General features: G+C 71.6%; 24 protein-coding genes. 16 read left to right on the forward strand and 8 right to left on the reverse strand.

Going from position 1 to position 21,109, the window contains the following annotated elements:
• The 5 genes from AC2H6A_RS07965 to argE all read left to right on the forward strand — a co-directional run.
• Window positions 1-2,764: xanthine dehydrogenase family protein molybdopterin-binding subunit (locus tag AC2H6A_RS07965; RefSeq protein WP_484272626.1), on the forward strand; the 2,764-nt coding region annotated here is incomplete at its 5' end.
• The gene (locus tag AC2H6A_RS07970; protein WP_484272627.1) at window positions 2,761-3,246 is read left to right on the forward strand and encodes a (2Fe-2S)-binding protein; all 486 of its coding nucleotides are present in this window, start codon (window positions 2,761-2,763) and stop codon (window positions 3,244-3,246) included. The genes AC2H6A_RS07965 and AC2H6A_RS07970, both read left to right, overlap by 4 nt.
• A gap of 51 nt (window positions 3,247-3,297) precedes the next feature.
• Entirely contained in the window at window positions 3,298-4,473 is a 1,176-nt protein-coding gene (locus tag AC2H6A_RS07975; protein WP_484272628.1) for a hypothetical protein, read from the forward strand.
• 72 nt (window positions 4,474-4,545) lie between these two features.
• A complete protein-coding gene (def, locus tag AC2H6A_RS07980) occupies window positions 4,546-5,106 on the forward strand; it encodes a peptide deformylase (RefSeq protein ID WP_484272629.1) in 561 nt (186 codons plus the stop codon).
• Window positions 5,107-5,154: 48 nt separating this feature from the next.
• Window positions 5,155-6,327: an acetylornithine deacetylase gene (argE, locus tag AC2H6A_RS07985; protein WP_484272630.1), complete on the forward strand. Its 1,173-nt coding sequence runs from the start codon at window positions 5,155-5,157 to the stop codon at window positions 6,325-6,327.
• A gap of 56 nt (window positions 6,328-6,383) precedes the next feature.
• Here argE and AC2H6A_RS07990 read toward each other — a convergent pair whose 3' ends face one another.
• From AC2H6A_RS07990 to AC2H6A_RS08015, 6 genes are all read right to left on the reverse strand, one after another.
• Window positions 6,384-7,187: a hypothetical protein gene (locus AC2H6A_RS07990; protein ID WP_484272631.1), complete on the reverse strand. Its 804-nt coding sequence runs from the start codon at window positions 7,185-7,187 to the stop codon at window positions 6,384-6,386.
• A gap of 9 nt (window positions 7,188-7,196) precedes the next feature.
• Window positions 7,197-7,439: an EF-hand domain-containing protein gene (locus AC2H6A_RS07995; RefSeq protein ID WP_484272632.1), complete on the reverse strand. Its 243-nt coding sequence runs from the start codon at window positions 7,437-7,439 to the stop codon at window positions 7,197-7,199.
• A 74-nt stretch (window positions 7,440-7,513) separates the two neighbouring features.
• Complete coding sequence (locus tag AC2H6A_RS08000; protein ID WP_484272633.1) at window positions 7,514-8,197, reverse strand: DUF3313 family protein; 684 nt, start codon at window positions 8,195-8,197, stop codon at window positions 7,514-7,516.
• A 219-nt stretch (window positions 8,198-8,416) separates the two neighbouring features.
• Window positions 8,417-9,748 carry a sensor histidine kinase gene (locus AC2H6A_RS08005; protein WP_484272634.1) on the reverse strand — a complete coding sequence of 444 codons (1,332 nt, stop codon included), beginning with the start codon at window positions 9,746-9,748 and terminating at the stop codon, window positions 8,417-8,419.
• Between the two features lie 7 nt (window positions 9,749-9,755).
• A complete protein-coding gene (locus AC2H6A_RS08010; RefSeq protein ID WP_484272635.1) occupies window positions 9,756-10,451 on the reverse strand; it encodes a response regulator transcription factor in 696 nt (231 codons plus the stop codon).
• A 93-nt stretch (window positions 10,452-10,544) separates the two neighbouring features.
• A complete protein-coding gene (locus AC2H6A_RS08015) occupies window positions 10,545-11,630 on the reverse strand; it encodes a formylglycine-generating enzyme family protein (RefSeq protein WP_484272636.1) in 1,086 nt (361 codons plus the stop codon).
• A gap of 142 nt (window positions 11,631-11,772) precedes the next feature.
• Here AC2H6A_RS08015 and ccmI point away from each other — a divergent pair, with 142 nt between their 5' ends.
• Genes ccmI through AC2H6A_RS08070 form a run of 11 tightly spaced genes read left to right on the forward strand, consistent with a single transcriptional unit; the run spans window position 11,773 to window position 19,468 of the window.
• Window positions 11,773-13,053, forward strand: a complete 1,281-nt coding sequence (gene ccmI, locus AC2H6A_RS08020; protein ID WP_484272637.1) for a c-type cytochrome biogenesis protein CcmI — start codon at window positions 11,773-11,775, stop codon at window positions 13,051-13,053.
• Entirely contained in the window at window positions 13,050-13,709 is a 660-nt protein-coding gene (gene ccmA / locus AC2H6A_RS08025; protein WP_484272638.1) for a cytochrome c biogenesis heme-transporting ATPase CcmA, read from the forward strand. Before ccmI ends, ccmA begins: the two co-directional genes overlap by 4 nt.
• Window positions 13,706-14,419 carry a heme exporter protein CcmB gene (ccmB, locus tag AC2H6A_RS08030; RefSeq protein ID WP_484272639.1) on the forward strand — a complete coding sequence of 238 codons (714 nt, stop codon included), beginning with the start codon at window positions 13,706-13,708 and terminating at the stop codon, window positions 14,417-14,419. Before ccmA ends, ccmB begins: the two co-directional genes overlap by 4 nt.
• Before the next feature lie 2 nt (window positions 14,420-14,421).
• On the forward strand, window positions 14,422-15,165 hold the full coding sequence (gene ccmC / locus AC2H6A_RS08035; protein ID WP_484272640.1) for a heme ABC transporter permease CcmC: 744 nt from the start codon (window positions 14,422-14,424) through the stop codon (window positions 15,163-15,165).
• Between the two features lie 25 nt (window positions 15,166-15,190).
• Window positions 15,191-15,346: a heme exporter protein CcmD gene (gene ccmD / locus AC2H6A_RS08040; RefSeq protein WP_484272641.1), complete on the forward strand. Its 156-nt coding sequence runs from the start codon at window positions 15,191-15,193 to the stop codon at window positions 15,344-15,346.
• Window positions 15,343-15,822 carry a cytochrome c maturation protein CcmE gene (gene ccmE / locus AC2H6A_RS08045; RefSeq protein WP_484272642.1) on the forward strand — a complete coding sequence of 160 codons (480 nt, stop codon included), beginning with the start codon at window positions 15,343-15,345 and terminating at the stop codon, window positions 15,820-15,822. Before ccmD ends, ccmE begins: the two co-directional genes overlap by 4 nt.
• A gap of 31 nt (window positions 15,823-15,853) precedes the next feature.
• The gene (locus tag AC2H6A_RS08050) at window positions 15,854-17,827 is read left to right on the forward strand and encodes a heme lyase CcmF/NrfE family subunit (protein WP_484272643.1); all 1,974 of its coding nucleotides are present in this window, start codon (window positions 15,854-15,856) and stop codon (window positions 17,825-17,827) included.
• A complete protein-coding gene (locus tag AC2H6A_RS08055; RefSeq protein ID WP_484272644.1) occupies window positions 17,824-18,357 on the forward strand; it encodes a DsbE family thiol:disulfide interchange protein in 534 nt (177 codons plus the stop codon). The genes AC2H6A_RS08050 and AC2H6A_RS08055 overlap by 4 nt, the downstream gene beginning before the upstream one ends.
• Window positions 18,354-18,767: a cytochrome c-type biogenesis protein gene (locus AC2H6A_RS08060; RefSeq protein ID WP_484272645.1), complete on the forward strand. Its 414-nt coding sequence runs from the start codon at window positions 18,354-18,356 to the stop codon at window positions 18,765-18,767. Before AC2H6A_RS08055 ends, AC2H6A_RS08060 begins: the two co-directional genes overlap by 4 nt.
• A 57-nt stretch (window positions 18,768-18,824) precedes the next feature.
• On the forward strand, window positions 18,825-19,118 hold the full coding sequence (locus AC2H6A_RS08065) for a toxin-antitoxin system TumE family protein (protein ID WP_484272646.1): 294 nt from the start codon (window positions 18,825-18,827) through the stop codon (window positions 19,116-19,118).
• Window positions 19,115-19,468, forward strand: coding sequence for an HVO_A0114 family putative DNA-binding protein (locus AC2H6A_RS08070; RefSeq protein WP_484272647.1), 354 nt, complete (start codon window positions 19,115-19,117; stop codon window positions 19,466-19,468). The genes AC2H6A_RS08065 and AC2H6A_RS08070 overlap by 4 nt, the downstream gene beginning before the upstream one ends.
• A 1-nt stretch (window position 19,469) precedes the next feature.
• Here the strand turns inward: AC2H6A_RS08070 and AC2H6A_RS08075 are convergent, their stop codons facing one another.
• Window positions 19,470-20,255 (reverse strand): ParA family protein, encoded by a 786-nt coding sequence (locus AC2H6A_RS08075; protein ID WP_484272648.1) that lies wholly within the window; start codon window positions 20,253-20,255, stop codon window positions 19,470-19,472.
• A 34-nt stretch (window positions 20,256-20,289) separates the two neighbouring features.
• The coding region (locus AC2H6A_RS08080) for an MFS transporter (RefSeq protein ID WP_484272649.1) at window positions 20,290-21,109 on the reverse strand (820 nt) is incomplete at its 5' end.

Genomic DNA, 21,109 nt, shown 5'->3' on the forward strand with positions numbered 1-21,109 from the left:
TGCCGCGGCCTGCGACCGGATTGGCTCGCTCGCCCTGCGTCGTCTGGGCACGCTCGGCGGCAACCTCGGCTGGCGCTTCGGCGATGCCATCGGCGCCCTGCTCGCGCTCGACGCGCAGGCGCTCGACGCCCGGGATCAGTGGCGTTGCCTGAGCGAGGTGCTTGCGCTGCCTCGGCTGCCCCTGCTGGTGGCGCTGCGGGTGCGCGCAGCGGCCGCGGCCGACTGGCGCTTCGAAAAGCTCGGCGGGCGGCTCGCCTTCAGCCCCACCCGATTGAGCCTGGCCATGGCCAGGGGCTTGCCCCCCGACGACGCAGCCGACGCGGCTGACGCGGCCCTCGCGCCGGGCTGGCGTCTGGCGGCCGGCGGCGCCGGCCTGCCGGTGCGCCGCCTGCGGCGGGTGGAAGCGCTGCTGGGCGAAGATCCGGCTGCCCTGCCCGATGCCGGCCGCCTGCGCGAGGCCTGCCTGGCCGATCTCGATGCCGATGCCGTCCGCGCCGGCCTCGCCGCGCGGCTGCTGCTCGGCCATCTCGCCCACCCGAACGGCCCGCCGCCGGCGCTATTGCCGACCAGCGCGAGCGCGCGGTCGGCAGCGATCAGCGTCGACGCCCCTGCGCCCAGCGGCGCGGCCGCCGCGCTGCTCGCCCGCCTGCGCCCCCGCGCCGACAGCGCCGAGCGCCTGAGCGGCAACCCCGGCTATCACACCGACCACCTGCCCGCAGGCCTGCTGCACGGCGCGCTGGTGGGCAGCCCCCACCCGCACGCCCGGATCCTGTCGATCGACATCGGCGAGGCCGCGGCCATGCCCGGGGTACGCGCGGTGGTCACCGCGGCCGACTTCGCGGCCGACCCGCGCTACGGCCTGCGGGTGGTCGACCGCCCGGCGCTGTGCCACGACCGCGTGCGCTGCGTGGGCGATCCGGTGGCCGCGGTGGCCGCCGACACCCTCGCCCAGGCCAGGGCCGCAGCCGCGGCGGTGCGGGTCTGCTACGAGCCGCTGCCGATCGTCGACGATCCCGAGGCCGCGCTCGCGCCAGACGCGGTCGCGATCCACCCCGGCGGCAATCGCCTGCATGCCTGCAGCCTGCAGCGCGGCCATGCCGAAGCCGCGCGCGCCGCCACCGTCCACTGGGTGGCGTCGGAGTGCCATACCCCACGGCAGATGCCCGGCTTTCTCGAGACCGAAGGCGGTGTCGTCGAACCCGATGGCGCGGGCGGCCTGCATGTGCGGTTCGGCGGCCAGAACCCTGAGCGCGACCGCCAGGAGATCGCCCGCCTGCTCGGTCTGGACCCCGCCCGGGTGCGGGTGACCGCCACGCCGGTGGGCGGCTCCTTCGGCGGCAAGGACGAGCTCACCGTGCAGCCGATTGCGGCGCTGCTCGCCTGGCGCAGCCAGCGCGCGGTGCGCCTGCAGCTCAGCCGCCCCGAGTCGGTCGATCTTGGCGTGAAGCGTCACCCCATGCGCATCCGCATGCGCAGCGGCTGCGACGCCGAGGGCCGGCTCACCCTGCACGAGGTCGATGTGCTGGCCGACACCGGCGCCTATGCCACCCACGGGCCCGAGGTGCTCGACGCCGCGCGCGAGCATGCCGTGGGTCCGTACCGCTGGCAGGCGGTGTCGCTCGACGCGCAACTCGCCTACACCAACAACGGCATCGCCGGCGCGATGCGCGGCTTCGGCGCGGTGCAGGTGCAGATCGCGCTCGAGCAGCAGCTCGACCGCCTCGCCGCCGCGGCCGGGCTCGATCCCCTGAGCCTGCGTGAACGCAACCTCACCGGCCCGCTCGACCCCGGCCCGCTCGGCCAGCAGATCGTGCCCTTCGATGGCGCGCGGCTTGCGCTCGCCGCCGCGGCCGCCCATCCGCTCTGGCAGGGTCCGCGCCAGCAGACCGACCGGCGCTATCGCCGCGGCGTGGGCCTGGCCCTGGTCCATCGCAGCGACGGCTACGGCAAGGGCGGCCCCAACGGCGGACGGCTGGCCTTCGCGCTGGCGCCCGACGGCCGCTTCGAGGTGCGGGTGAGCTTCACCGAGATGGGGCAGAGCCTGGGGGATGCGGTGCGCGAGATGGCCGCCGAGGCCTTCGGCTGCGCGCCCGAGGCGGTGCGCCCGGTGCTCGGCGACTCGGCGCTCGCGCCCGACACCGGCGCGGTGGCCGCCTCTCGCGCCAGCACCCTGATCCACCGCGCCCTGCGCGAGCACGCGCCGGCCTTCCTGCGGCAGGTGGCCGCGTGGCACGCAGCCGGCGAGCCCGGCGCGCCGCCGGTGCAGCTCATCGACCTGCCCGGCGAGGAGACGCCGAGCGACATCGCCTCGGCACACCTGGTGTTCGGCGCCTGCGCCGCGCTCGCCGAGGTCTGCGTCGACACCTGGAGCGGGCAGTTGCGGGTGACCCGCATGGCGCTCTTTCCGGCGCTCGGCCCGGTGATCTCGCCGGCCGGCTATCTCGGGCAGATGGAGGGCGGCGCGCTGATGGGCCAGGGCATGGTCACGACCGAAGACCTGCCCGCCGCGCAGGGCCGCTACCCGGCGCGCAACCTCGACGACTACCTGATGCCCACGCTGCTTGATGCGCCCCACCTGGAGGTGCACCCGATCGAGACCGTGCCGGCCGACGACCGGGTGGGCCCACGCGGCGCCGGCGAGATCGGCGTGAACATCGGCGCCGCGGTCTGCGCCGCGGCGATCACCGCGGCGATCGGCCGCGCGCCCGCGCGCTGGCCGGCCGACCAAGCCGAGGTGCTGTCGCTGCTGGAGGACGGGACATGACCGAGGTGAGCTTCCTGCTCAATGGCGCGCCGGTGAGCGCGCGCGGGCCGGCCGCCCGCCGCCTGCTCGACATCCTGCGCGACGACCACGGCCTGACCGGCGCCAAGCCCGGCTGCGAGATCGGCCGCTGCGGCGCCTGTCTGGTCTGGCTCGATGACCAGCCGGTGAATGCCTGCCTGGTGATGGCCTGGCAGCTCGCCGGCCGGCGGGTGCGCACCATCGAGTCGGTGGCGGCCGACAGCGCCAGCGCGCCGGTGCGCGAGGCGCTGGCCGCCTGCGGCGCGGTGCAGTGCGGCTACTGCAGCGCCGGTCAGGTGATGGCCCTGACCTGGCTGCATCAGCACCGGCCCGGCTGCGGCCCGGCCGAGGCCAGCGCGCTGGCGGCGGGCAATCTGTGCCGCTGCGGCACCGCGCCCGGCATCGCGCGGGCCATCGACCGGCTGTTCGGCGCGCCGGGGAGCGAACCGCCGCCCGCGCGCTGACCCGGCCCGCTCAGGCAGACTGCGGGGTCAGCCGCCCCCCGCAGGACGCCCATGACCGCTTCTCCGCCCGCTTCTCCGCCCGATCCTCCGCCCGCTTCTCCCCTGCCCTCCGATAACCGGCCCGCTGATCCCCGGTTCACCGATCCGGCGCCTTCGGATCGCCCCACCGACGCCGCCGACGACGCCGCCCTGCAGGCGCAGGCCCGGCTGCTGCATGCCTGGTTCCTCGGCCTGCAGCTGATGGTGGCCAGCCGCCGCGGGCCCGAACTCGTCGGCCAGTGGATGTTCCGGCTGTTCCGGCGCCAGCACGAGGCGAAGTTCCTCTCCAGCTTCGACAAGCTCGGCCTCACCGGCCTGCCCCACGCCGTGGCCTGCGCCCGGTATCACGTGCTCTCCAACGGCATCGGCGGGGTCGCGGTGCAGTACATGGAGGAGTCCCCGCGCAAGGCCTGGGTGCGATTCCGCTATCCGCGCTGGATGTTCGACGGCCCCACGCTGTGCGGCGTGCCGGTGGAGGCGAGCCGCGGCTTCCTGGAAGGCTGGTACGCCCACAACGGCGTGTCGCTGCGCAACCCGCGGCTGGGCTTCGTGTGCGTGAGCGAGGACATGACCGGCGAGTTCGGCCTGTGCGGCTACTTCCTCGAGCACGACCATGATCTCAGCCCCGGCGAGCGGCTGCGCTTTGCCCCCGGCGAGCGCCCGCCGCGCTGGGATCCGGCCCGCCAGCCGCAGCCCCCCGAAGCGCAGTGGAGCGCGCAGCGCCTGCGCAAGGCCGCCCGCAACTACGCGCTGGAGTACCTGCGCAACGGCATCGCCGAGCTCACCGGGCTGATCGGCCCGCAGGCCACGGCCGAACTCGCCGGCCGCTCGGCCTGGCTGATCGGCATGCAGTACTGGCGCGAGACCGCCGCGCTGGTGGGCGCGCGCGACGGCGGCGCCGACTGCGCGGCCGACTACCTCGCCCGCATGCTGCGCGGCATGGGCGATGACTGCACGGTGCTGCCCGGCGCCACCGACAGCGCCGCGGTGCTGGAACAGCGCGGCCTGCGCGTGCTGCGCGACATTGCCGATCCGGCCGAGCGCGAACTGCTCTGGCAGGCCTGGTGCGAGCTCTGGCACGGCGCGCTGGCCGCGCACGAGGCGCTGCCGAGCGCCACGCTGGCGCGCATCGACGCGGGCGGCGAGCCCGGCGTCCGCTGGACCCTCGTGGCCGGCATCTCGGCCTGAGCCACCCGCGCCGATACCCTTCCGATCACGCTCCCTTCCGATCACGCCCCCACTGCACCCCGGAGACCCCCGATGGCCGTCCACGAGATCCTGCGCATGGGCGATGCCCGCCTGCTGCGCCGCGCCGAGCCGGTGCAGGCCTTCGACACGCCGCAGCTGCATGCCCTGGTGGCCGACCTCTTCGACACCATGCGCGCCGCCGGCGGCGCCGGTCTGGCCGCGCCGCAGATCGGCGTGAACCTGCGGGTGGTGGTGTTCGGCACCGGCCAGCCGATCGCGCGCTACCCCGATGCCCCGCCGGTGCCGGTGACGGTGCTGGTCAATCCGGTGCTCGAGCCGATCGGCACCGAGGAGCAGGAGGGCTGGGAGGGCTGCCTGAGCGTGCCCGGCCTGCGCGCGGTGGTGCCGCGCTTCCGGCATCTGCGCTATCACGGCCACGACCCGCACGGCGCGCGCATCGACCGCACGGTGTCGGACTTCCATGCGCGGGTGGTGCAGCATGAGTGCGACCACCTCGACGGGCTGCTCTTTCCGATGCGGGTGCGCGACTTCAGCCGCTTCGGCTTCACCGAGGTGCTGTTCCCCGAGGGTCTGCCCGGCGCTGCGGGCAACCCTGCGCCACGAGGGGACTGAGCCGCTCGGCTACACTCGGCTCACCCCCATCCGAACCGAGCCGACGCCATGCCGCTGGACAGTACCCTGGACACCCTGCGCACCCTGGTCGCCTTCGACACCGTCAGCAGCCGCAGCAACCAGGCCCTGATCGACTGGGTGGCCAACCGCCTCGACGACCACGGCATCCGGGCCACCATCCAGGCCGGCGACGAACCCGGCAAGGCCAACCTCTTCGCCACCATCGGCCCGGCCGACGAGCCCGGCGTGATGCTCTCGGGGCATTCCGATGTGGTGCCGGTGGCCGGCCAGGACTGGTCCTGCGATCCCTTCACCCTCACCGCCCGCGATGACCGCTGGCTCGGCCGCGGCAGCGCCGACATGAAGGGCTTCATCGCCTGCTGCGTGGATGCCATTCCGCGCTTCAAGGCCGCCGGCCTGCGCACGCCGGTGCACCTCGCGCTCTCGTACAACGAGGAGAGCAACATGCACGGCATGCGCCTGCTCGCCCGGCAGATCGGCGAGGCACCGGTGCGCCCGGCGGCCTGCATCATCGGCGAGCCCACCCGCATGCGGGTGGTGGTGGCCAACAAGGGCACCGCCATCTACCGCTGCCGGGTGCGCGGCTTCTCGGTGCACTCCTCGCTGCGTCATCAGGGCGTGTCCGCCGTGGAGATGGCCGCCGAGGTCATCGTCTTCCTGAACCGGCTGCAGGAGGAGCTCACCCGCGCCGAGCGCCATGACGGCTTCGAGTTCCCGCACACCAGCGTGCACGCCGGCCTGATCCAGGGCGGCACCGCGCACAACATCACCGCGAAAGACTGCGAGTTCCTGTTCGAGATCCGCGCCCTGCCCGGCGTGTCGGCGCCGGCCGTGCTCGCCCGCATCCGCCAGCACTGCGACACCGAGCTGGTGCCGCGCATGCGCCGCATCGATCCCTCCTGCGGCATCAGCATCGAGGAGATCCTCGATGCGCCCGGGCTGGACGAGCGCGGCAACCGCTCGCTGGCCGACGCGCTGATGCCGCTGTGCGGCTGCGACGCCCCGGGCCGCGTGAGCTTCGGCACCGAGGCCGGCATGCTGCAGGAGGCGGGCGTGCCCACCGTGGTGTGCGGCCCCGGCGAAATCCGCGTGGCCCATCAGCCCGACGAGTATGTCGAGGGCAGCCAGCTGCAGGCCTGCCTGGAGTTTCTGGATACGCTGGGGGCGCGGCTGCGCAGAGGGGCGCTGGTGGCGGGGTAGGCTCGCCTGCGGCTGCGTCTGCCAGGCGCGGGTGTCTGGTCAATGGCCGGGGCGATTCACGGGTAGCTCGGCCCTGGGTAACGGATCTGATGATAGGACTGCGCCTTCGCATCGCGCAGGATGTTGTAGAAGCACGCGTCTGCGCCACCGAAGGGACGGATCACCAGCGGTTCGATGAGAACGGTTTCGCGCAATGACCAGCCGGGAGGCAGTGCCACGTCGGTCGTGGGCTTGCCGTCGGCCGTCGCGTGCATGACGGCCTCTTCCCCACGGGGGCCCTGAAGCAGAAAAGCGCGCCCCTCGAAGACCAGCTCGTGGCATTTGCTGGTGACGATGATGCCCAATTGGCCCGGACGGATATGCCCTGGATCGCATCCGCCCTCAGGCGGTGAGCAGTCGACGGCTTCGACCCGCGACAGCTCGATCCAGGTGTGGCCGTCGCTTTCAATGACCCGCCGGCAGCGTTCGCCCGCACAGTCCGGCGGCGCGCTGGGCGAGCGAGCAAAGCAGGATCGCGTGAACATCGTGTGCCGGTCGCTGTTCTTCTGGTTGTACCCGCCAGGTCTGTACGCAGCCCAGGCTTGGTCGGATATCGGGGCCGGGCCGCCGGCGATCACCACCGTCCTCGTCCGTCCCATCAGCATCTCCCTGGCAACGACGGCGCCATGCTGCTGGTTGATGCAGGCCACGTCTGCGGGCCACGGAGATGGCGTCGTGTCATAACGAATGCCGGCCTGCTTCGCATCGGGCAGGCTGCTGCAGCCTGCGGTGGCGCAGAGGATGCCGGCGAGCAGCCAGACGGCTCTGCGTTCGGATAGGGCACGTGGCTGACGCCACTGCGCCAGGAAGGCGGCGGTCATGCCCCGCGCTCAGCGTGTCGTCATCATCGACTTGATCTGATCGAGCGTCAGATAGCCCTTCTTGTCCTTGTCGATCCTGTCGAAATTCTTGGCCACGCGCGGCATGCCGGCCTTGGCCTCGTCCAGTGTCAGGCGCCCGTTGCCGTCCTTGTCGGCCGCCGCGAAGACCTTCGCAACATCGTCAGCGTCGGGCTTCTGTGCCTGCGCATGGACACAGGTTGTCCCGACGAGCGCAACCGCCAGTGCGGCCATGACGCGGGGAATCCGAGTGGACTTCATCAGCAACTCCAGGGGGGCTGGTTGAGGGATCGGGAGAGCACGGGTATTCAGGGCTGGGCTGCGATCTGCTCGCCCAGCGAAGCAGCCCAACGGTCGATGGCAGGCACGAGCGCGTCGACGCTGATGCGTGTCCTGGGGTCGTCTGCGCGCCCGATGGACTTGCCGCTGATCTGGTAGAGAGACTCCCGCCAGGGTCGGGCGGCACCGGCGACGGTCAGACGAAGTTCGAGCGTCGCAGCCGCCTCCAGCGCCTTGCCCAGCGCCTTGTCCTTGATCGGTCCGGTGACCAGGCGCAGCGGAACCAGGTCGAGCGCTGTCTTGCCTTCGGGCTGCGCGATGACGGCGGTCAGGGCCACCTGCAGGGTGGCGTCGGCATCTTCAGGCGCAGCCGTCAGCTTGAAGCGGCCACCCAGTCGGGCCCGCAACTGGGCGTCTGCGCGGGCCAGCAGATCGTCGGCCAGCGCATCGTCGACACCGTCGAACCGCGCGTCGGCCGGGAAGCGCCTGACCGGCAGGATGCACAGCGTCCGGATCGGTCGGCCGGTCAGCTCGGGATCGGTGTAGCTCAGATAGCGGTCTCTGACAGGACCGGCCTTGCCCAGTCGGGCGTAGTCGCTGAGAAAGCCCGAGCCCGCGGTTTGCGCACCCGCTGGCTGCGCGCTCAGACCCAACAGCAGGGTCGTGCATGCGAGTGCAGCGAGGCCGATGCGAAGGAGAGGTTCGGGTCTCATGCTGCTTCCTTGGAAAGGTTGGCCGCCCGAGACCAGCGGACCTGCAACTGGACTGGGGATGCCCGGGAGTCAGGCCCGACCGCATGGCAGCGGCCCGCCACGACCATGGTAAGCGGGCACTTCTGGTGTGTGGGTACGGCTACATGACTTCTTGTGACAAGACTGTCATCTGCCCGACGGTGGTTTCTGCACGCGCATCGGGCCGCCGCCTGGCGGCGCTCAGGGCTTCGGCGGCAGCCTCAGGCTCACGCGCTGGCCGCCTTCTTCGAGGCGCTCGAAGTTCAACTCGCCGCCGAGCCTTTGGGCCACCTGCCGGACGATGGCCAGCCCCAGGCCGGTGCCGGGCACACCGCGGCTGCCTTCGCCGCGCGCGAAGGCTTCCTGCATGCGCATGGCCTTGTCCGGCGTCATGCCCTCGCCCCGGTCTTCGACGCTGATGCATGCTCCGTCAAGGGTGCTGGCCACCATGACGCGCACAGGCGGGCGACCGTGCTTGAAGGCGTTGTCGATCAGGTTGGTGATGACGCGCTCGACCAGGAGCGCATTGGCCGGCGCATGCTCGAGCCGGACCGGCGCCATGACGACGGGTGGCTGCTCGACATGGTCGAAGGCGGCGGCGGCGGCGCGTGCCAGGGCCGCCAGATCGACGGTCTCATCCAGGGCGAGTTCTTCGGCAAGCACGAAGTCAAGAAAACTGCCCACCAGCCGGTCAGCCTGCTCGACTTCGCTCACGATGGTCTGCACGCGAGGGCGGTTGTCCCGGGAATCGGGCAGCAATTCAGCGGCAAGCCGGATGCGCGCCAGGGGGCCGCGAAGGTCATGGGAGACTCCACCCAGCAAGACCCGCCGCTCCCGTTCGTAACGCTGGATCCGCCGCTGCAATTCGGCGTACGCGGTGGCAATCGCCACCACTTCCGTCACACCTTCGGCCGGTCGGTTCAGACGCGTCGCGGCATGGGCGTCCTTGCCGGGCTCCTGAGACTCGATCGTTGTGCGCAAACGCTCCAGTGGCAGTGACACGCGGCGCGCAAAGAACCAGCTGGATACGCCCACCAGCAGCAGCACGGCCGCAGCGCCGAAGGTCAATCGGTTCGACCAGGCGGGAAGGACGGGCTGGCCCGTCACCCCCACCCACACCGCGGGCGATGCGGCTGGTTCCGATCGCATGCGCAGCCAGAACGTGGGCGCGGGAGCCTTCGTTTCCAAGGCCACTTCGTCGACGTTCACCCCTCTTCGGCCGAGTTCGTGCATCAGGGCCTGCACGCCGGGCAGCCCCGTGACGCGCACCGCCGAGGGCACGTCGGGATCGGTGCGGCGTTCGATGGTCCTGGGCGCATCGGGCAGGGCCGTGCCGCCGGCGGCGCCGGCCAGCTCTGGCGCCAGGATCTCGGCATAAGGCTCGGCCAGAACGACCGATCGATCGAGGAAGACCAGCAAGCCGAACAGCGCCGTCGCACAGGCGACGACAACTGCCTGAGCGATCAACAGCCGGGCGAAAAGGCTGTCCAGGCGGCGCCCGCCGGGCTTTGCCGTGCCGCCCTTTGCGGTCACCGCGCGATCAGGCCGAGCGCGGGACAAAGACGTAGCCCTCACCCCGGATGGTGTCGATCCAGCCGCGGCCAGGACCGTGCTTCATGAGCTTGCGCCGCAACCTGTAGACCTGCGCATCCACTGTCCGGTCGAGCGGCCGGTACGCTCCCGCCTGCACCTGGGCGCTGAGTTGCTCGCGGGTTCGCGGCTTTCCAGGTGTTCGCGCCAGTTCGAGCAGCAGCTTGAATTCGATGCTGGTCAGCGCAACGCACTCGCTGCCGATGCGGACTTCGCGCTGCAGCAGGTCGATCGTCATTCCGTCAAACCGCAACATCGCGGGTGCCGTGCGTTCGGGAGCCTGCCGTCGAATCAAGGCCCGTATGCGTGCAACCAACTCACGTCTGTCGAAGGGCTTCGCGAGGTAATCGTCGGCGCCGATCTCGAGACCGAGCACCTTGTCCAGTGGCTTGCCGCGGGCGGTGAGCATCAGGATACCCAGGTGAGGATGGGCCGCTCGCCAGGCGCGGCAGAGGTCCAGGCCGTTCGCGTCGGGCAGCATCAGGTCCAGCAACACCACGTCGGGCCGCAGCTGCGCCAGGGCCCTGTCCCCGTCTCTGCCAGCCAGTACCGCATGAACCGCCCAACCCTCGCGGGCCAGGAGTTGACACAGCATCTCGGATAGCGTGGCGTCGTCATCGACGACCAGGATCAAGGGCTGGCTCATGCGGCGGAAGTGTAGAAGCCCCGCAAGTATCCGGGCAATCCATCCTGCCCGCCGCGCGCCGCCAGCCCTTGGGTCGGCCCACGGCCCCATGCGTCAATCGGGTCCGGCCGCCCGCACGACACGGAAACCGCCAAAGACGCACCGGGCGGAAGGGTTGAACCGGTAGCGAAACGCCGAGCGGGTGCTCCCGGGGTCGTCGATCCAGGAGCCGCCGCGCACCACGCGGCGTTCGCACGCCCCTGTCGTGCGCGCCGACCCGTCATCGGGCGCGCCGGCATGACCGTCTGCATGACAGTCCTCGGTCCATTCCCACGCATTGCCGATCATGTCGTGCAGACCGAACCCGTTGGCCTGGTACCGTCCGACCGGTGCCGTGAAGAAGTGGCCGTCGCTGCACCCATGCTCGGCCGCCCACCCATGGCCGCCGGGACCACGGGTCTGGTCAGCCACATTCGCATGCCGGCAGGCCTCGTCAGGGTTGTCCCCCCATGGCCTTGAGCCGGCGGTGCCGGCCCGCGCGGCGTACTCCCACTGGGCCTCGCTCGGCAACCCATAGCGCTGCCCGGTCTGTCCGCTCAGCCAGCGGACATAGGCCTGCGCGTCGTTCCAGCTCAGGCACACCGCGGGATGATCGTCACTCTGCTCGAAACCCGGATCGCGCCAGCTGCGCCCGGCTCGCCATCCCCACTTGCGGTCCACCCATGCGTAGCAGCCCTGATGCCCTCCCACATTACGCTCGGCATCGGTCACATGGCCGCTCGCCGCCACGAAACGCCCGAACTGCCCGCGCGTGATCTCGGTCTTGCTCATCGCAAACACCGACACCGCCACCCGGCGTTGCGGCCCCTCTCCCCTGTCGCGCCCGGCCTCTCCCTCCGGGCTGCCCATCAGGAAGCTGCCCGCCGGTATCGTCATCATCCCGGGGCACTCCGCGCAATCGCGCACGCCGCCGGCAGGGGGTTGTGGCTGCCCCCAGGCAATGCCCGCCACGAAAAACATCACTGCGCAACCAAACGCCGGTGGGATCATCGTCTTCATCATGTCGCTGGGTTCCAGATGAGCGCCGCTCGGGGAAGCGGCATCCGCCAGCCTGCGCTGCCCGAACCCCGCCCCCCGCTGATGCCGCACAGCAGGAATCTGCACAGCATGAAGCCCCTGCTGCAGGCGGGAGAGCGACATGATCGGTCTTGCCGCTGGAGATGACCACTTCGCGCAGCAAGCCGCGCCCTCGGCCACCCCAGGCCCCTGTGCGACAATCCGGCCGACCCGCCCCGCAGCTTGCCGCTGACCGTCTTTCCCACCCAGCCTCGGCCTATCCCGCATGACCGCTTTCTGGACGGTGCTCGCCGTGCTGGCGTGCCTGGCCACCGCCTCCCTGGTGTGGCCGCTGCTGCGCGCCGCGCCGGCCAGATCCCCCACCGATGACGATGCCGCGCGCCGCCTCGCGATCTACCGCGACCGCCGGCGCGAGATCGAGGCCGACCAGGCCGCTGGCCGGCTGACCGACGCCGAGGCTGCCCGGGCGCTCGACGAACTTGCCGCCGAGGCCGAACAGCAGTTCTCGGCACCGGCCGCCAGCACCACCAGCAGCCGGGTGCCGGTGGCCCTCGTGGTGGGCGCGGCGCTCTTCGTGCCGCTGCTGGCCGCGGTCATCTACGACCGCACCGGCGCGCCCGGCGCCGTGGCCATGGACGAGCACGAACTGCGCGGCGAGCCCAGCCCGGCGCGCATCGCGCAGGCCATCCCCAGCCTGGAAGCCCGCACCCGCGACAAGCCCGACGATGCCGAGGCCTGGGCCATGCTCGCCGAGGCCCGCCGCATCCAGGGCGATCTGCCGGCAGCGGCCACCGCCTTCGCGCAGGCCAACCGCCTGCTCAAGCCGCCCAGTGCCCGCCTCCTGGCCGACCATGCCGATGTGCTGGTGGCGATCGCCGGCGGCGAGTTCGGACCCGAGCCGCTGGCGCTGCTCGAGCGGGCGCTGGCCACCGACCCCAACGACACCAAGGCGTTGGCCATGATGGGTGCGGCCCGCTATCGGGCCGGCCGCACGGCCGATGCGCTGGCGCTGCTCACCCGGCTGCGCGACTCGCTGCCGCCCGAATCCTCCCAGGTGGCCGCCATCGCGCCGGTGATCGAACGGCTGCGCGAGGAGCTTGGCCAGCCGGCGACGGGCGCCGGCGCAGCGGGCAAGGCATCGCCAACCACGCCCGCACCCGCGCCCCCGACTGGCGGCAGCGCACCCACGGCCAGCACGACCGCAGCCGTCGTCGCCGGCCGCGTCGAGATCGCCCCCGCGCTGGCCGCCCGGCTGCCTGCCGGCGCCACGCTCTTCATCTCGGCGCGCACCCCCGAGGGCCCGCGCATGCCGCTGGCGGCGCGCCGCCTCACCCCCGGCGCCTTCCCGCTCGCCTTCGAGCTCACCCAGGCCGATGCCATGGGCGGCACGCCTCGCGCCTGGGCGACCGGCCCGGTGGTGATCGAGGCCCGACTGAGCCGCAGCGGCCAGGCGCTGCGCGAGAGCGGCGATCTCTTCGGGGTCAGCGCGCCGGTGACCGCGGGCGAGCGGTCCCTGGTGATCCGCATCGACCAGGTCGTGCCGTGACACCCGGCAGCGGGGCAGACGGGCTCTCGGCCGAGGGGCTGGTCTGCAGCCTGGGCAACCGCACCCTCTTCAAGGGTCTGAGCCTGGCCGTAGCGCCCGGCCAGTGGCTGGCGCTCACCGGTGAGAACGGCGCGGGCAAGTCCACCCTGCTGCGCATCCTCGCGGGGCTGCTGCGCCCGGCCGCCGGCACGCTGCACTGGCAGGGCCGGCCCATGCGCGCCGGCGACCCCTTCTGGCACGCGCAGGTGCTCTACCAGGGTCATGCCAGCGGCTGGAAGGACCTGCTCAGCGCCGAAGAGAACCTCGCCCAGCAGGCCGAGCTGGATCTGGCCGCGCTCGGTGCGGCCGAGCGGCGGCAGCGGGTGGACGCCGCGCTCACCCGCGCCGGCATCGCCCGCCAGCGGCGACTGAGCTTCGCGCGGCTGTCGGCCGGCCAGCGCCGGCGCGTGGCGCTCGCCCGGCTGGCGCTCGGCCCGCGCCCGCTCTGGCTCCTGGATGAACCGAACACCGCGCTCGATGCCGACGGGCAGACGCTGTTCGCCGCGCTGCTCGACGAGCATCTCGCGGCGGGCGGCTGCGCGGTGGTGGCCAGCCACCTGCCGGTGCCGGCCCGACACGCCGGGATCGGCCTGCGGCTCGAGGGCGCCTCGCGATGAGCGCCGCGCCCGGCCCCATGCCCGCCGCGGCCCCGCTGCCGGCGCTGCAGGCCCTCGGGCTCGTCTGCCGGCGCGACCTGCGTCTGGCGCTGCGCTCGCGGGCCGAGCTCGCCCTGGTGCTGGTGTTCTTCCTGCTGGTGATGACCCTGTTCCCGCTCGGCGTGGGGCCCGAGCCGGCGCTGCTCGCCCGCATCGCGCCCGGCATTGCGTGGGTGGCGGCGCTGCTCGCCTCGCTGCTCTCGCTGCCGCGGCTGTTCGCCAACGACCATGCCGATGGCAGCCTGGAGCAGCTGGTGCTGGCCCCGGCCAGCCTGCCGGCGCTGGTGGCCGGCAAGGTGCTGGCGCACTGGCTCACCACCGGCCTGCCGCTGGTGCTGCTCGCACCGCTGGCCGCGCTGCAGTTCGGTCTGGCGCTCGAGCCGGCAGCGGCGCTGGTGGCCGGTCTTGCCCTGGGCACCCCCACGCTGTCCTGGCTGGGCGCGGTCTGCGCCGCGCTCACCCTGGGCACCCGGGCTGGCGGCGCCCTGCTGGCCCTGCTGGTGCTGCCGCTGGCGGTGCCGGTGCTGATCTTCGGCGCCGGCGCGGCCGAGGCGGTGGCGGGCGGCCTGGGCGCGGGCGCGCACCTCTCGCTGCTGGGCGCCGGCCTGATCGGCAGCTGCGTTCTCGGTCCCTTCGCCACGGCGCTCGCGGTTAGAATCGCCCACGAATAGTCATGGCCGCCTCCTCCTGGTTCCGCTTCGCCTCTCCGGCGGCATTCCATCCCCTCGCCGGCCGGCTGGCCACGATCTTCGGCTGGGCCGCGGCGCTGCTGGCTGCGGCCGGCCTGTGGGTGGGCTTCGGCGTCGCGCCCACCGATTACCAGCAGGGCGAGGCCTACCGGATCATCTTCATCCATGTGCCGGCGGCCTGGATGGCCATGTTCACCTACCTGGTGATGGCCGGCTGGTGCGCCGCCTCGCTCATCTGGAACACCCGCCTGTCGGCCATGATGGCCCAGGCGCTCGCGCCCACCGGCGCGCTGTTCGCGTTCATCGCGCTCTGGACCGGCGCGCTCTGGGGCCGACCCACCTGGGGCGCCTACTGGGTCTGGGATGCCCGGCTCACCTCCACCCTGATCCTGCTCTTCCTGTACCTCGGCTACATGGCGCTGCGCGCAGCCATCGACGACCCGCGCCGGGCCGATCGGGCCAGCGCGCTGCTCGCGCTGGTGGGGGTGGTGAATGTGCCGATCATCTACTTCTCGGTGCGCTGGTGGAACACCCTGCACCAGGGCGCGAGCGTGTCGCTCACCGCCGCGCCCAAGATGGCCCAGACCATGCTGCTGGCCATGCTGCTGATGGCCCTGGCCGCGTGGTGCTACACCATCGCGGTGGCCATGCACCGGGTGCGCAGCATCATCCTCGAACGCGAGGCTGGCGCCGACTGGGTGCAAAGACTGGCCACCGAGCGCGACTGACACGGCTACCTTCCCAGGAACTGCAATGACCGATTTTCTGCACATGGGTGGCTATGGCTGGTTCGTCTGGGGCTCGTACGGGGTGGCGGCGCTCGCCCTCGCGCTCGAGCTCGTCGCACTGCGCCAGCGCCGGCGCAACGCCCTTGCCCAGGCCCGCGAGGCCGGCCAGGCCGCGCCATGAAGCCGCGTCATCGCCGCATGGCCTGGATCGCCGCCGGCGTGGCGGCGCTGGGCATCGCTGCCGCGCTGGTGCTCAATGCCTTCAGCAGCAACCTGGTGTTCTTCTTCACGCCCACCCAGATCGCCAGCGGCGAGGCGCCGCAGGGCCGCACCTTCCGGGTGGGCGGCCTGGTCGAGGCCGGCAGCGTGCGCCGCGAGGGCGACGGCACCATGGTGCGCTTCCGGGTGACCGACAATGCCCGCACCATCGATGTCGCCTATCGCGGCATCCTGCCCGACCTCTTCAAGGAAGGGCGTGGCGTGGTCGCGCAAGGCCAGGTGCAGGCCGACGGCTCGTTCAAGGCCAGCGAGGTGCTGGCCAAGCACGACGAGAACTACATGCCCCCCGAAGCCGCCGAAGCCCTCAAGCGCGCCGGCCATCCGGTGGGCGCGCCCCAGCAGTTCCTCGACAAATCCCAGAAGAGCGTGCGCCCATGACCGCAATCCCCTCCCGGCGGAGCGTGCGCCCATGACCGCCGAGATCGGCCAGTTCGCCCTGGCACTCACGCTGCCGCTGCTGCTCGCGGCCAGCCTGCTCGCGCTGGGCGGCGCCTGGCGCGGCCATGAGCGCCTGATGGCGGTGGCCACGCCGGCCACGCTGTGCGCCTTCGGGCTGGTGCTGCTCGCCGGCGTGATGCTGGTCTCGCTGTTCGTGAACAACGACTTCTCGGTGCTGCTGGTGGCGCAGCACTCCAACCAGTCGCTGCCACTGGCCTATCGGGTGGCGGCCTCCTGGGGCTCGCACGAGGGCTCGATGCTGCTCTGGCTGCTGATGCTCACCGGCTGGAGCGCGGCGGTGGCGCTGTTCTCGGGCTCGCTGCCGCGCAGCCTGCGGGCGCGGGTGCTGGGCTGCCTGGGACTCATCTCGGTGGGGCTGCTGCTGTTCCTGCTCTTCACCTCCAACCCCTTCGACCGCATGGTGCCGGCGCCGCGCGACGGGCGTGACCTCAACCCCCTGCTGCAGGACCCGGGCATGGTGTTCCACCCGCCGCTGCTCTACATGGGCTATGTCGGCTTCTCGGTGGCCTTCGCCTTCGCGGTGGCCGGCCTGCTCGAGGGCCGATTCGATGCCGCCTGGGCGCGCTGGGCGCGGCCCTGGACCACCGTGGCCTGGTGCTTCCTCACCCTGGGCATCTGCCTGGGTTCGTTCTGGGCCTACTACGAGCTGGGCTGGGGCGGCTGGTGGTTCTGGGACCCGGTCGAGAATGCCTCCTTCATGCCCTGGCTGGTGGGCACCGCGCTGATCCATTCCCTGGCGGTCACCGAGAAGCGCGGCAGCTTCCGCAGCTGGACCGTGCTGCTCGCCATCCTGGCCTTCAGCCTGTCGCTGCTCGGCACCTTCCTCGTGCGCTCGGGCGTGCTCACCTCGGTGCATGCCTTTGCCACCGACCCCACCCGCGGCGTGTTCATCCTGATCTTCCTCGCCCTGGTGATCGGCGGCTCGCTGGCGCTGTTCGCCTGGCGCGCGCCGGCGATCGGCGCCGGGCCGGGCTTCGGCGCGGTCTCGCGCGAGTCCTTCCTGCTGGCCAACAACATCCTGCTGGTGGTGGCCATGGCCGCGGTGCTGCTCGGCACGCTCTATCCGCTGGCGCTCGACACCCTCGGGCTGGGCAAGATCTCGGTCGGGCCGCCCTACTTCGACACGGTGTTCTATCCGCTGATGGCGCCCGCGCTCTTCCTGATGGGGGTGGGGCCCTTCGCGCGCTGGCGGCAGGCCGAGCTGCCCGATCTCGCCCGGCGGCTGCGCTGGGCGCTGGCCGTGGCGGTGGCCGCCGCGCTGCTGCTGCCCTTCACCCTGGGCAGCTGGCGCCCGATGGTCAGCCTGGGCCTGCTGCTCGCCCTGTGGATTGCCGCGAGCGTGGTGGTCGGGCTGCTCGAGACCGCCCGCGCCGGCGGCCAGTTGCGCTGGCAGCGGCTGCGGCTGCTCTCGGGCAGCCAGTGGGGCATGCATCTGGCCCATCTCGGCATCGCGGTGTTCGTGGTCGGGGTCACGCTGGTCAAGGGCTATGAGACCGAAAAGGAGCACAAGCTCGCGGTAGGCGCCACGCTCGCGATGGGCGACTACCGCCTGCGCTTCGACCGCCTCGAGCCGGTGACCGGGCCCAACTACGATGCCCTGCGCGGCACATTCACCCTGCTGCGCGAAGAGCGTACGGTGGCGGTGCTCAGCCCCGAGAAGCGGGTCTACCGGGCGTCGAAGCAGCCGATGACCGAGGCGGCCATCAACCGCAGCCTCACCCGCGATGTGTACCTGTCGATGGGCGAGCCCCTGCCCGATGGCGCCTGGGCGATCCGCGCCCAGATCAAGCCCTTCGTGAACTGGATCTGGCTGGGCTGCGTGCTGATGGCCCTGGGCGGGTTCACCGCGGTGCTCGATGCCCGCTATCGCCGGGCCGGCGCGCGCCGTGGCGCCACGGCCCAGGCCAGGACCGTCACGCCGTGAAGGCGCTGCGCTACCTGTTGCCCCTGGCGGTGTTCGCCGCCATCGGCTTTTTCCTGCTCAAGGGACTCGATCGCGACCCCCGCCATGTGCCCTCGCCGCTGATCGGCAAGCCCGCGCCCGCCGTGGCGGTGCCGGTGCTGGGCGATGCCACGCAGCGCTGGTCGCCCGAGCAGATGCGCGGGCAGGTGTGGCTCCTGAATGTCTGGGGTTCGTGGTGCGCGGCCTGCCAGGTGGAGCATCCGCTGCTCAACCAGCTTGCCGCGCGGCAGATTGCGCCGGTGGTGGGGCTGGCCTGGAAGGACGCGCCCGAAGCCTCGCAGGCCTGGCTGGCGAAGCTCGGCAACCCCTACACCCTGAGCGTGTCCGACAGCGACGGCCGCGCAGCCATCGACTGGGGCGTCTATGGCGCGCCCGAGACCTTCGTGATCGACAAGGCCGGCATCGTGCGCGACAAGCATGTCGGAGCGCTCACCGCCGAGGTGATCGAGCAGCGGCTGGTGCCGCTGATCGCGCGCCTGAAGACCCCATGAGCCAGTCTGGACCGCTCAGGCGCGAGGCCGCACTCGCGCCGCTCGACGCCGCCGGCCAGGCCCGGCTGAAGGCGCTCTCGGAAGAACTGCGCTGCCTGGTCTGTCAGAACCAGACCCTGGCCGATTCCCATGCCGACCTCGCCATCGACCTGCGCAATCAGGTGCATGAGCTCATCGCCGCCGGCCAGACCGACGCGCAGATCCGCGCCTACATGGTCGAGCGATACGGCGACTTCGTGCTCTACAAGCCGCCGGTGCAGGGCAATACCGCGCTGCTCTGGGGCGGGCCCTTCGCCCTGCTGGCGGTGGGCGGGCTGGTCTGGACGCTGGTGCAGCGACGCAGCCGGCTGGCCGCGGCCCCGGCATCCGTGGCGCCCAGCGATCGTGGGCGGCGGCTGCTCGATGATTGAGCGGGCTCGACAGAGGCGGCCCTCGGACCGTCGACATCCCAGCTATATATCGCTAGCATGCAATATATGCGAGCGAGGCTGATCGCGCATTCGAAAGAAATTCGCGAAGACGGCTCGATCATTGAGATCGTCATCTGGGAGCTCCCGAAGCCCCTACATCCGAGCTCCCATGGTTTCAAGTACCGCCTCTACTATGGCTGCGGCGGCATTGACCGGGTACGGTACGACAACGAACGCGGCAAGGGAGACCATCGCCACATCGATGGCATGGAGAAGCCCTATGCGTTCAGGTCGATTGACCGATTGCTCGACGACTTCGAGCGCGACATCGCCATGTGGGGTGCGGCATGAAGGCAATCATCGAGGTCTCACGGCGCGGGGCTGCGCTCAGATCCGCTCGGGCCCAACTGATGTCCTCACGGCGCGGTGTGACGCCCGACTTCATGCTGAGCTTCGAATCCGCGAGAACCTTGTTCGCCGAACTCACGCCAGCGAGGATGGACCTGCTGGGCACACTCCGGAACATCGGTCCATGCAGTGTCTATGCACTTGCCAAGGCCGCAGAACGAAACTATTCGAATGTCCACACGGATGTCAGCCGACTCGAGGAATTGGGCCTGATGGAGCGCACCACCGGCAACCGGGTGTCGGTGCCCTTTGAATCGATCGAGATCCGGCTGCCCCTCACCCAGGAGGCCTGAGTCAGCGCCGGCGCGCCTTGCGCCGCCGCTCGAGTTCATCGTAGAGCGCCACGAACTCGGCAGTGAGCTTGTGCGAGGGCGCCATGGCGATCAGCGGCACGCCGGCATCATGCGACTCGCGCACCTTCACCGAGGCCGAGAGCCGGGTGGGCAGCACCGGCAGCTTCTCGTCGATGAGCGCCTGCACGATGCGCTGCGGCTGGCTGGCCCGTGCCTGGAACTGGTTGACCACGATGCCCTCCACGCGCAGCTTCGGGTTGTGGTCGTCCCGGATCTCTTCCACCGACTCGAGCAGCCCGTAGAGCGCCTGGCGCGAGAAATCGTCGCAGTCGAAGGGGATGAGGCAGCCGTCGGCCGCGATCAGCGCCGAGCGGGTGTAGAAGTTGAGCGCCGGCGGGGTGTCGATGACGATTTCGTCGAAGCCCTCGAGCTCGTCGAGCGCCTTGCGCAGCTTCAGGATCTTGGAGCGGGACTCCAGCCGCGAGTGCAGATCGGCCAGCGCCGGGCCCGAGGGCATCAGCGACAGGCCGGCCACCGGGGTGTCGTGCACGAATTCATCGATGGCCATGGACGAGAGCCGCAGCGCGAGGCTCTGCTCGAAGAAGTCGGCCACCGTGGGCGCGGCCTGCGCGGCGGCCTCGCCGAGCAGGTAGCGCGATGCATTGCCCTGGGTGTCGAGATCGACCAGCAGCGTGCGCCGGCCGCGGGCCGCGGCGATGGCCGCGAGATTGACGGCGATGGTCGACGTGCCGACCCCGCCCTTCTGATTGAAGACCCCGCGTTTCATGACGTGACGATACCACCGGCGAGGCGGGCCGCTCTCAGCGGGCCACCGGCACCCGTCCGAGCTGCCGGGCAACCCCGAGGTTGAGCACCGCCACCGCGGCCAGCAGCCAGCCCGCCGCGGCCCAGCCGCCCGCTGCGCTGGCCGCCGCCGCCGCCAGCGGCGGCAGGATGAACTGCCCGAGCGCGGAGCCCTGCTGCATCAGCCCGGTGGTGGTGGCCACCGCCCCGGGATGCGGCGCCACCCGGGGCGCGGTGGCGAACAGCGTGCCCGGGATCATGCCGCCGGCGGCCGACAGCGCCAGCGCCGCGCCGTAACGCAGCGCGAAGGACAGATCGGGTGTGAAGGCCAGGATGGCCGCCATCGCCATCACCACCGAGGCAGAGCCGAGCAGCCATTGGCGCGGGGTGCCGCGACCGAGCATCACGCCGGCCAGGAGATTGCCGGTGACATTGGCCGCCACGCCCAGCGCCGACAGGCTCGCGGCCAGCCCCGCGCCCAGGCCCGCGGCCTGGTACACGCTGGGCAGAAAGCTGAACACCGTGATGAACTGGCCGGCATACAGACCGAAGCAGATCGACAGCCACCAGGCACCCGGCGTGCCGAGGGTGGCACGGGCCAGCGCCGCCATGCCCTGGGCGTCGGCCGCGCGCGGCGCGTCGGCAGGGATGCGGCTGCGCAGCAGCGCGAGCGCGAGCAGGGACAGGCCCGCGCACACCCACCATGCGAGCGACCAGCCGCCGCGGGCAATCAGCCAGGGCGCGCTCACCATCATGGCCGACATGCCCGCGGGCATGTAGCACGACCATGCGCCCATCACCCGCGAGAGCCGCTGCGGCGGCACCATGCGCCGCAGC

It is taken from the genome of Quisquiliibacterium sp. (genome assembly GCF_982640115.1).

Excerpts from the sequence above, each read along its gene's own strand:
- AC2H6A_RS07970 (WP_484272627.1), top strand. The coding sequence starts at position 2,761 with ATGACCGAGGTGAGCTTCCTGCTCAATGGCGCGCCGGTGAGCGCGCGC.
- ccmE (WP_484272642.1), top strand. The coding sequence starts at position 15,343 with ATGAAGCCGCGTCATCGCCGCATGGCCTGGATCGCCGCCGGCGTGGCG.
- ccmB (WP_484272639.1), top strand. The coding sequence starts at position 13,706 with ATGAGCGCCGCGCCCGGCCCCATGCCCGCCGCGGCCCCGCTGCCGGCG.
- AC2H6A_RS08015 (WP_484272636.1), bottom strand. The coding sequence starts at position 11,630 with ATGTCGCTCTCCCGCCTGCAGCAGGGGCTTCATGCTGTGCAGATTCCT.
- AC2H6A_RS08065 (WP_484272646.1), top strand. The coding sequence starts at position 18,825 with ATGCAATATATGCGAGCGAGGCTGATCGCGCATTCGAAAGAAATTCGC.
- AC2H6A_RS07990 (WP_484272631.1), bottom strand. The coding sequence starts at position 7,187 with ATGACCGCCGCCTTCCTGGCGCAGTGGCGTCAGCCACGTGCCCTATCC.
- AC2H6A_RS08000 (WP_484272633.1), bottom strand. The coding sequence starts at position 8,197 with ATGAGACCCGAACCTCTCCTTCGCATCGGCCTCGCTGCACTCGCATGC.
- ccmI (WP_484272637.1), top strand. The coding sequence starts at position 11,773 with ATGACCGCTTTCTGGACGGTGCTCGCCGTGCTGGCGTGCCTGGCCACC.
- AC2H6A_RS08070 (WP_484272647.1), top strand. The coding sequence starts at position 19,115 with ATGAAGGCAATCATCGAGGTCTCACGGCGCGGGGCTGCGCTCAGATCC.
- AC2H6A_RS08060 (WP_484272645.1), top strand. The coding sequence starts at position 18,354 with ATGAGCCAGTCTGGACCGCTCAGGCGCGAGGCCGCACTCGCGCCGCTC.
- def (WP_484272629.1), top strand. The coding sequence starts at position 4,546 with ATGGCCGTCCACGAGATCCTGCGCATGGGCGATGCCCGCCTGCTGCGC.
- AC2H6A_RS07995 (WP_484272632.1), bottom strand. The coding sequence starts at position 7,439 with ATGGCCGCACTGGCGGTTGCGCTCGTCGGGACAACCTGTGTCCATGCG.
- ccmD (WP_484272641.1), top strand. The coding sequence starts at position 15,191 with ATGACCGATTTTCTGCACATGGGTGGCTATGGCTGGTTCGTCTGGGGC.
- AC2H6A_RS08075 (WP_484272648.1), bottom strand. The coding sequence starts at position 20,255 with ATGAAACGCGGGGTCTTCAATCAGAAGGGCGGGGTCGGCACGTCGACC.
- AC2H6A_RS08010 (WP_484272635.1), bottom strand. The coding sequence starts at position 10,451 with ATGAGCCAGCCCTTGATCCTGGTCGTCGATGACGACGCCACGCTATCC.
- ccmC (WP_484272640.1), top strand. The coding sequence starts at position 14,422 with ATGGCCGCCTCCTCCTGGTTCCGCTTCGCCTCTCCGGCGGCATTCCAT.
- AC2H6A_RS07975 (WP_484272628.1), top strand. The coding sequence starts at position 3,298 with ATGACCGCTTCTCCGCCCGCTTCTCCGCCCGATCCTCCGCCCGCTTCT.
- argE (WP_484272630.1), top strand. The coding sequence starts at position 5,155 with ATGCCGCTGGACAGTACCCTGGACACCCTGCGCACCCTGGTCGCCTTC.
- AC2H6A_RS08050 (WP_484272643.1), top strand. The coding sequence starts at position 15,854 with ATGACCGCCGAGATCGGCCAGTTCGCCCTGGCACTCACGCTGCCGCTG.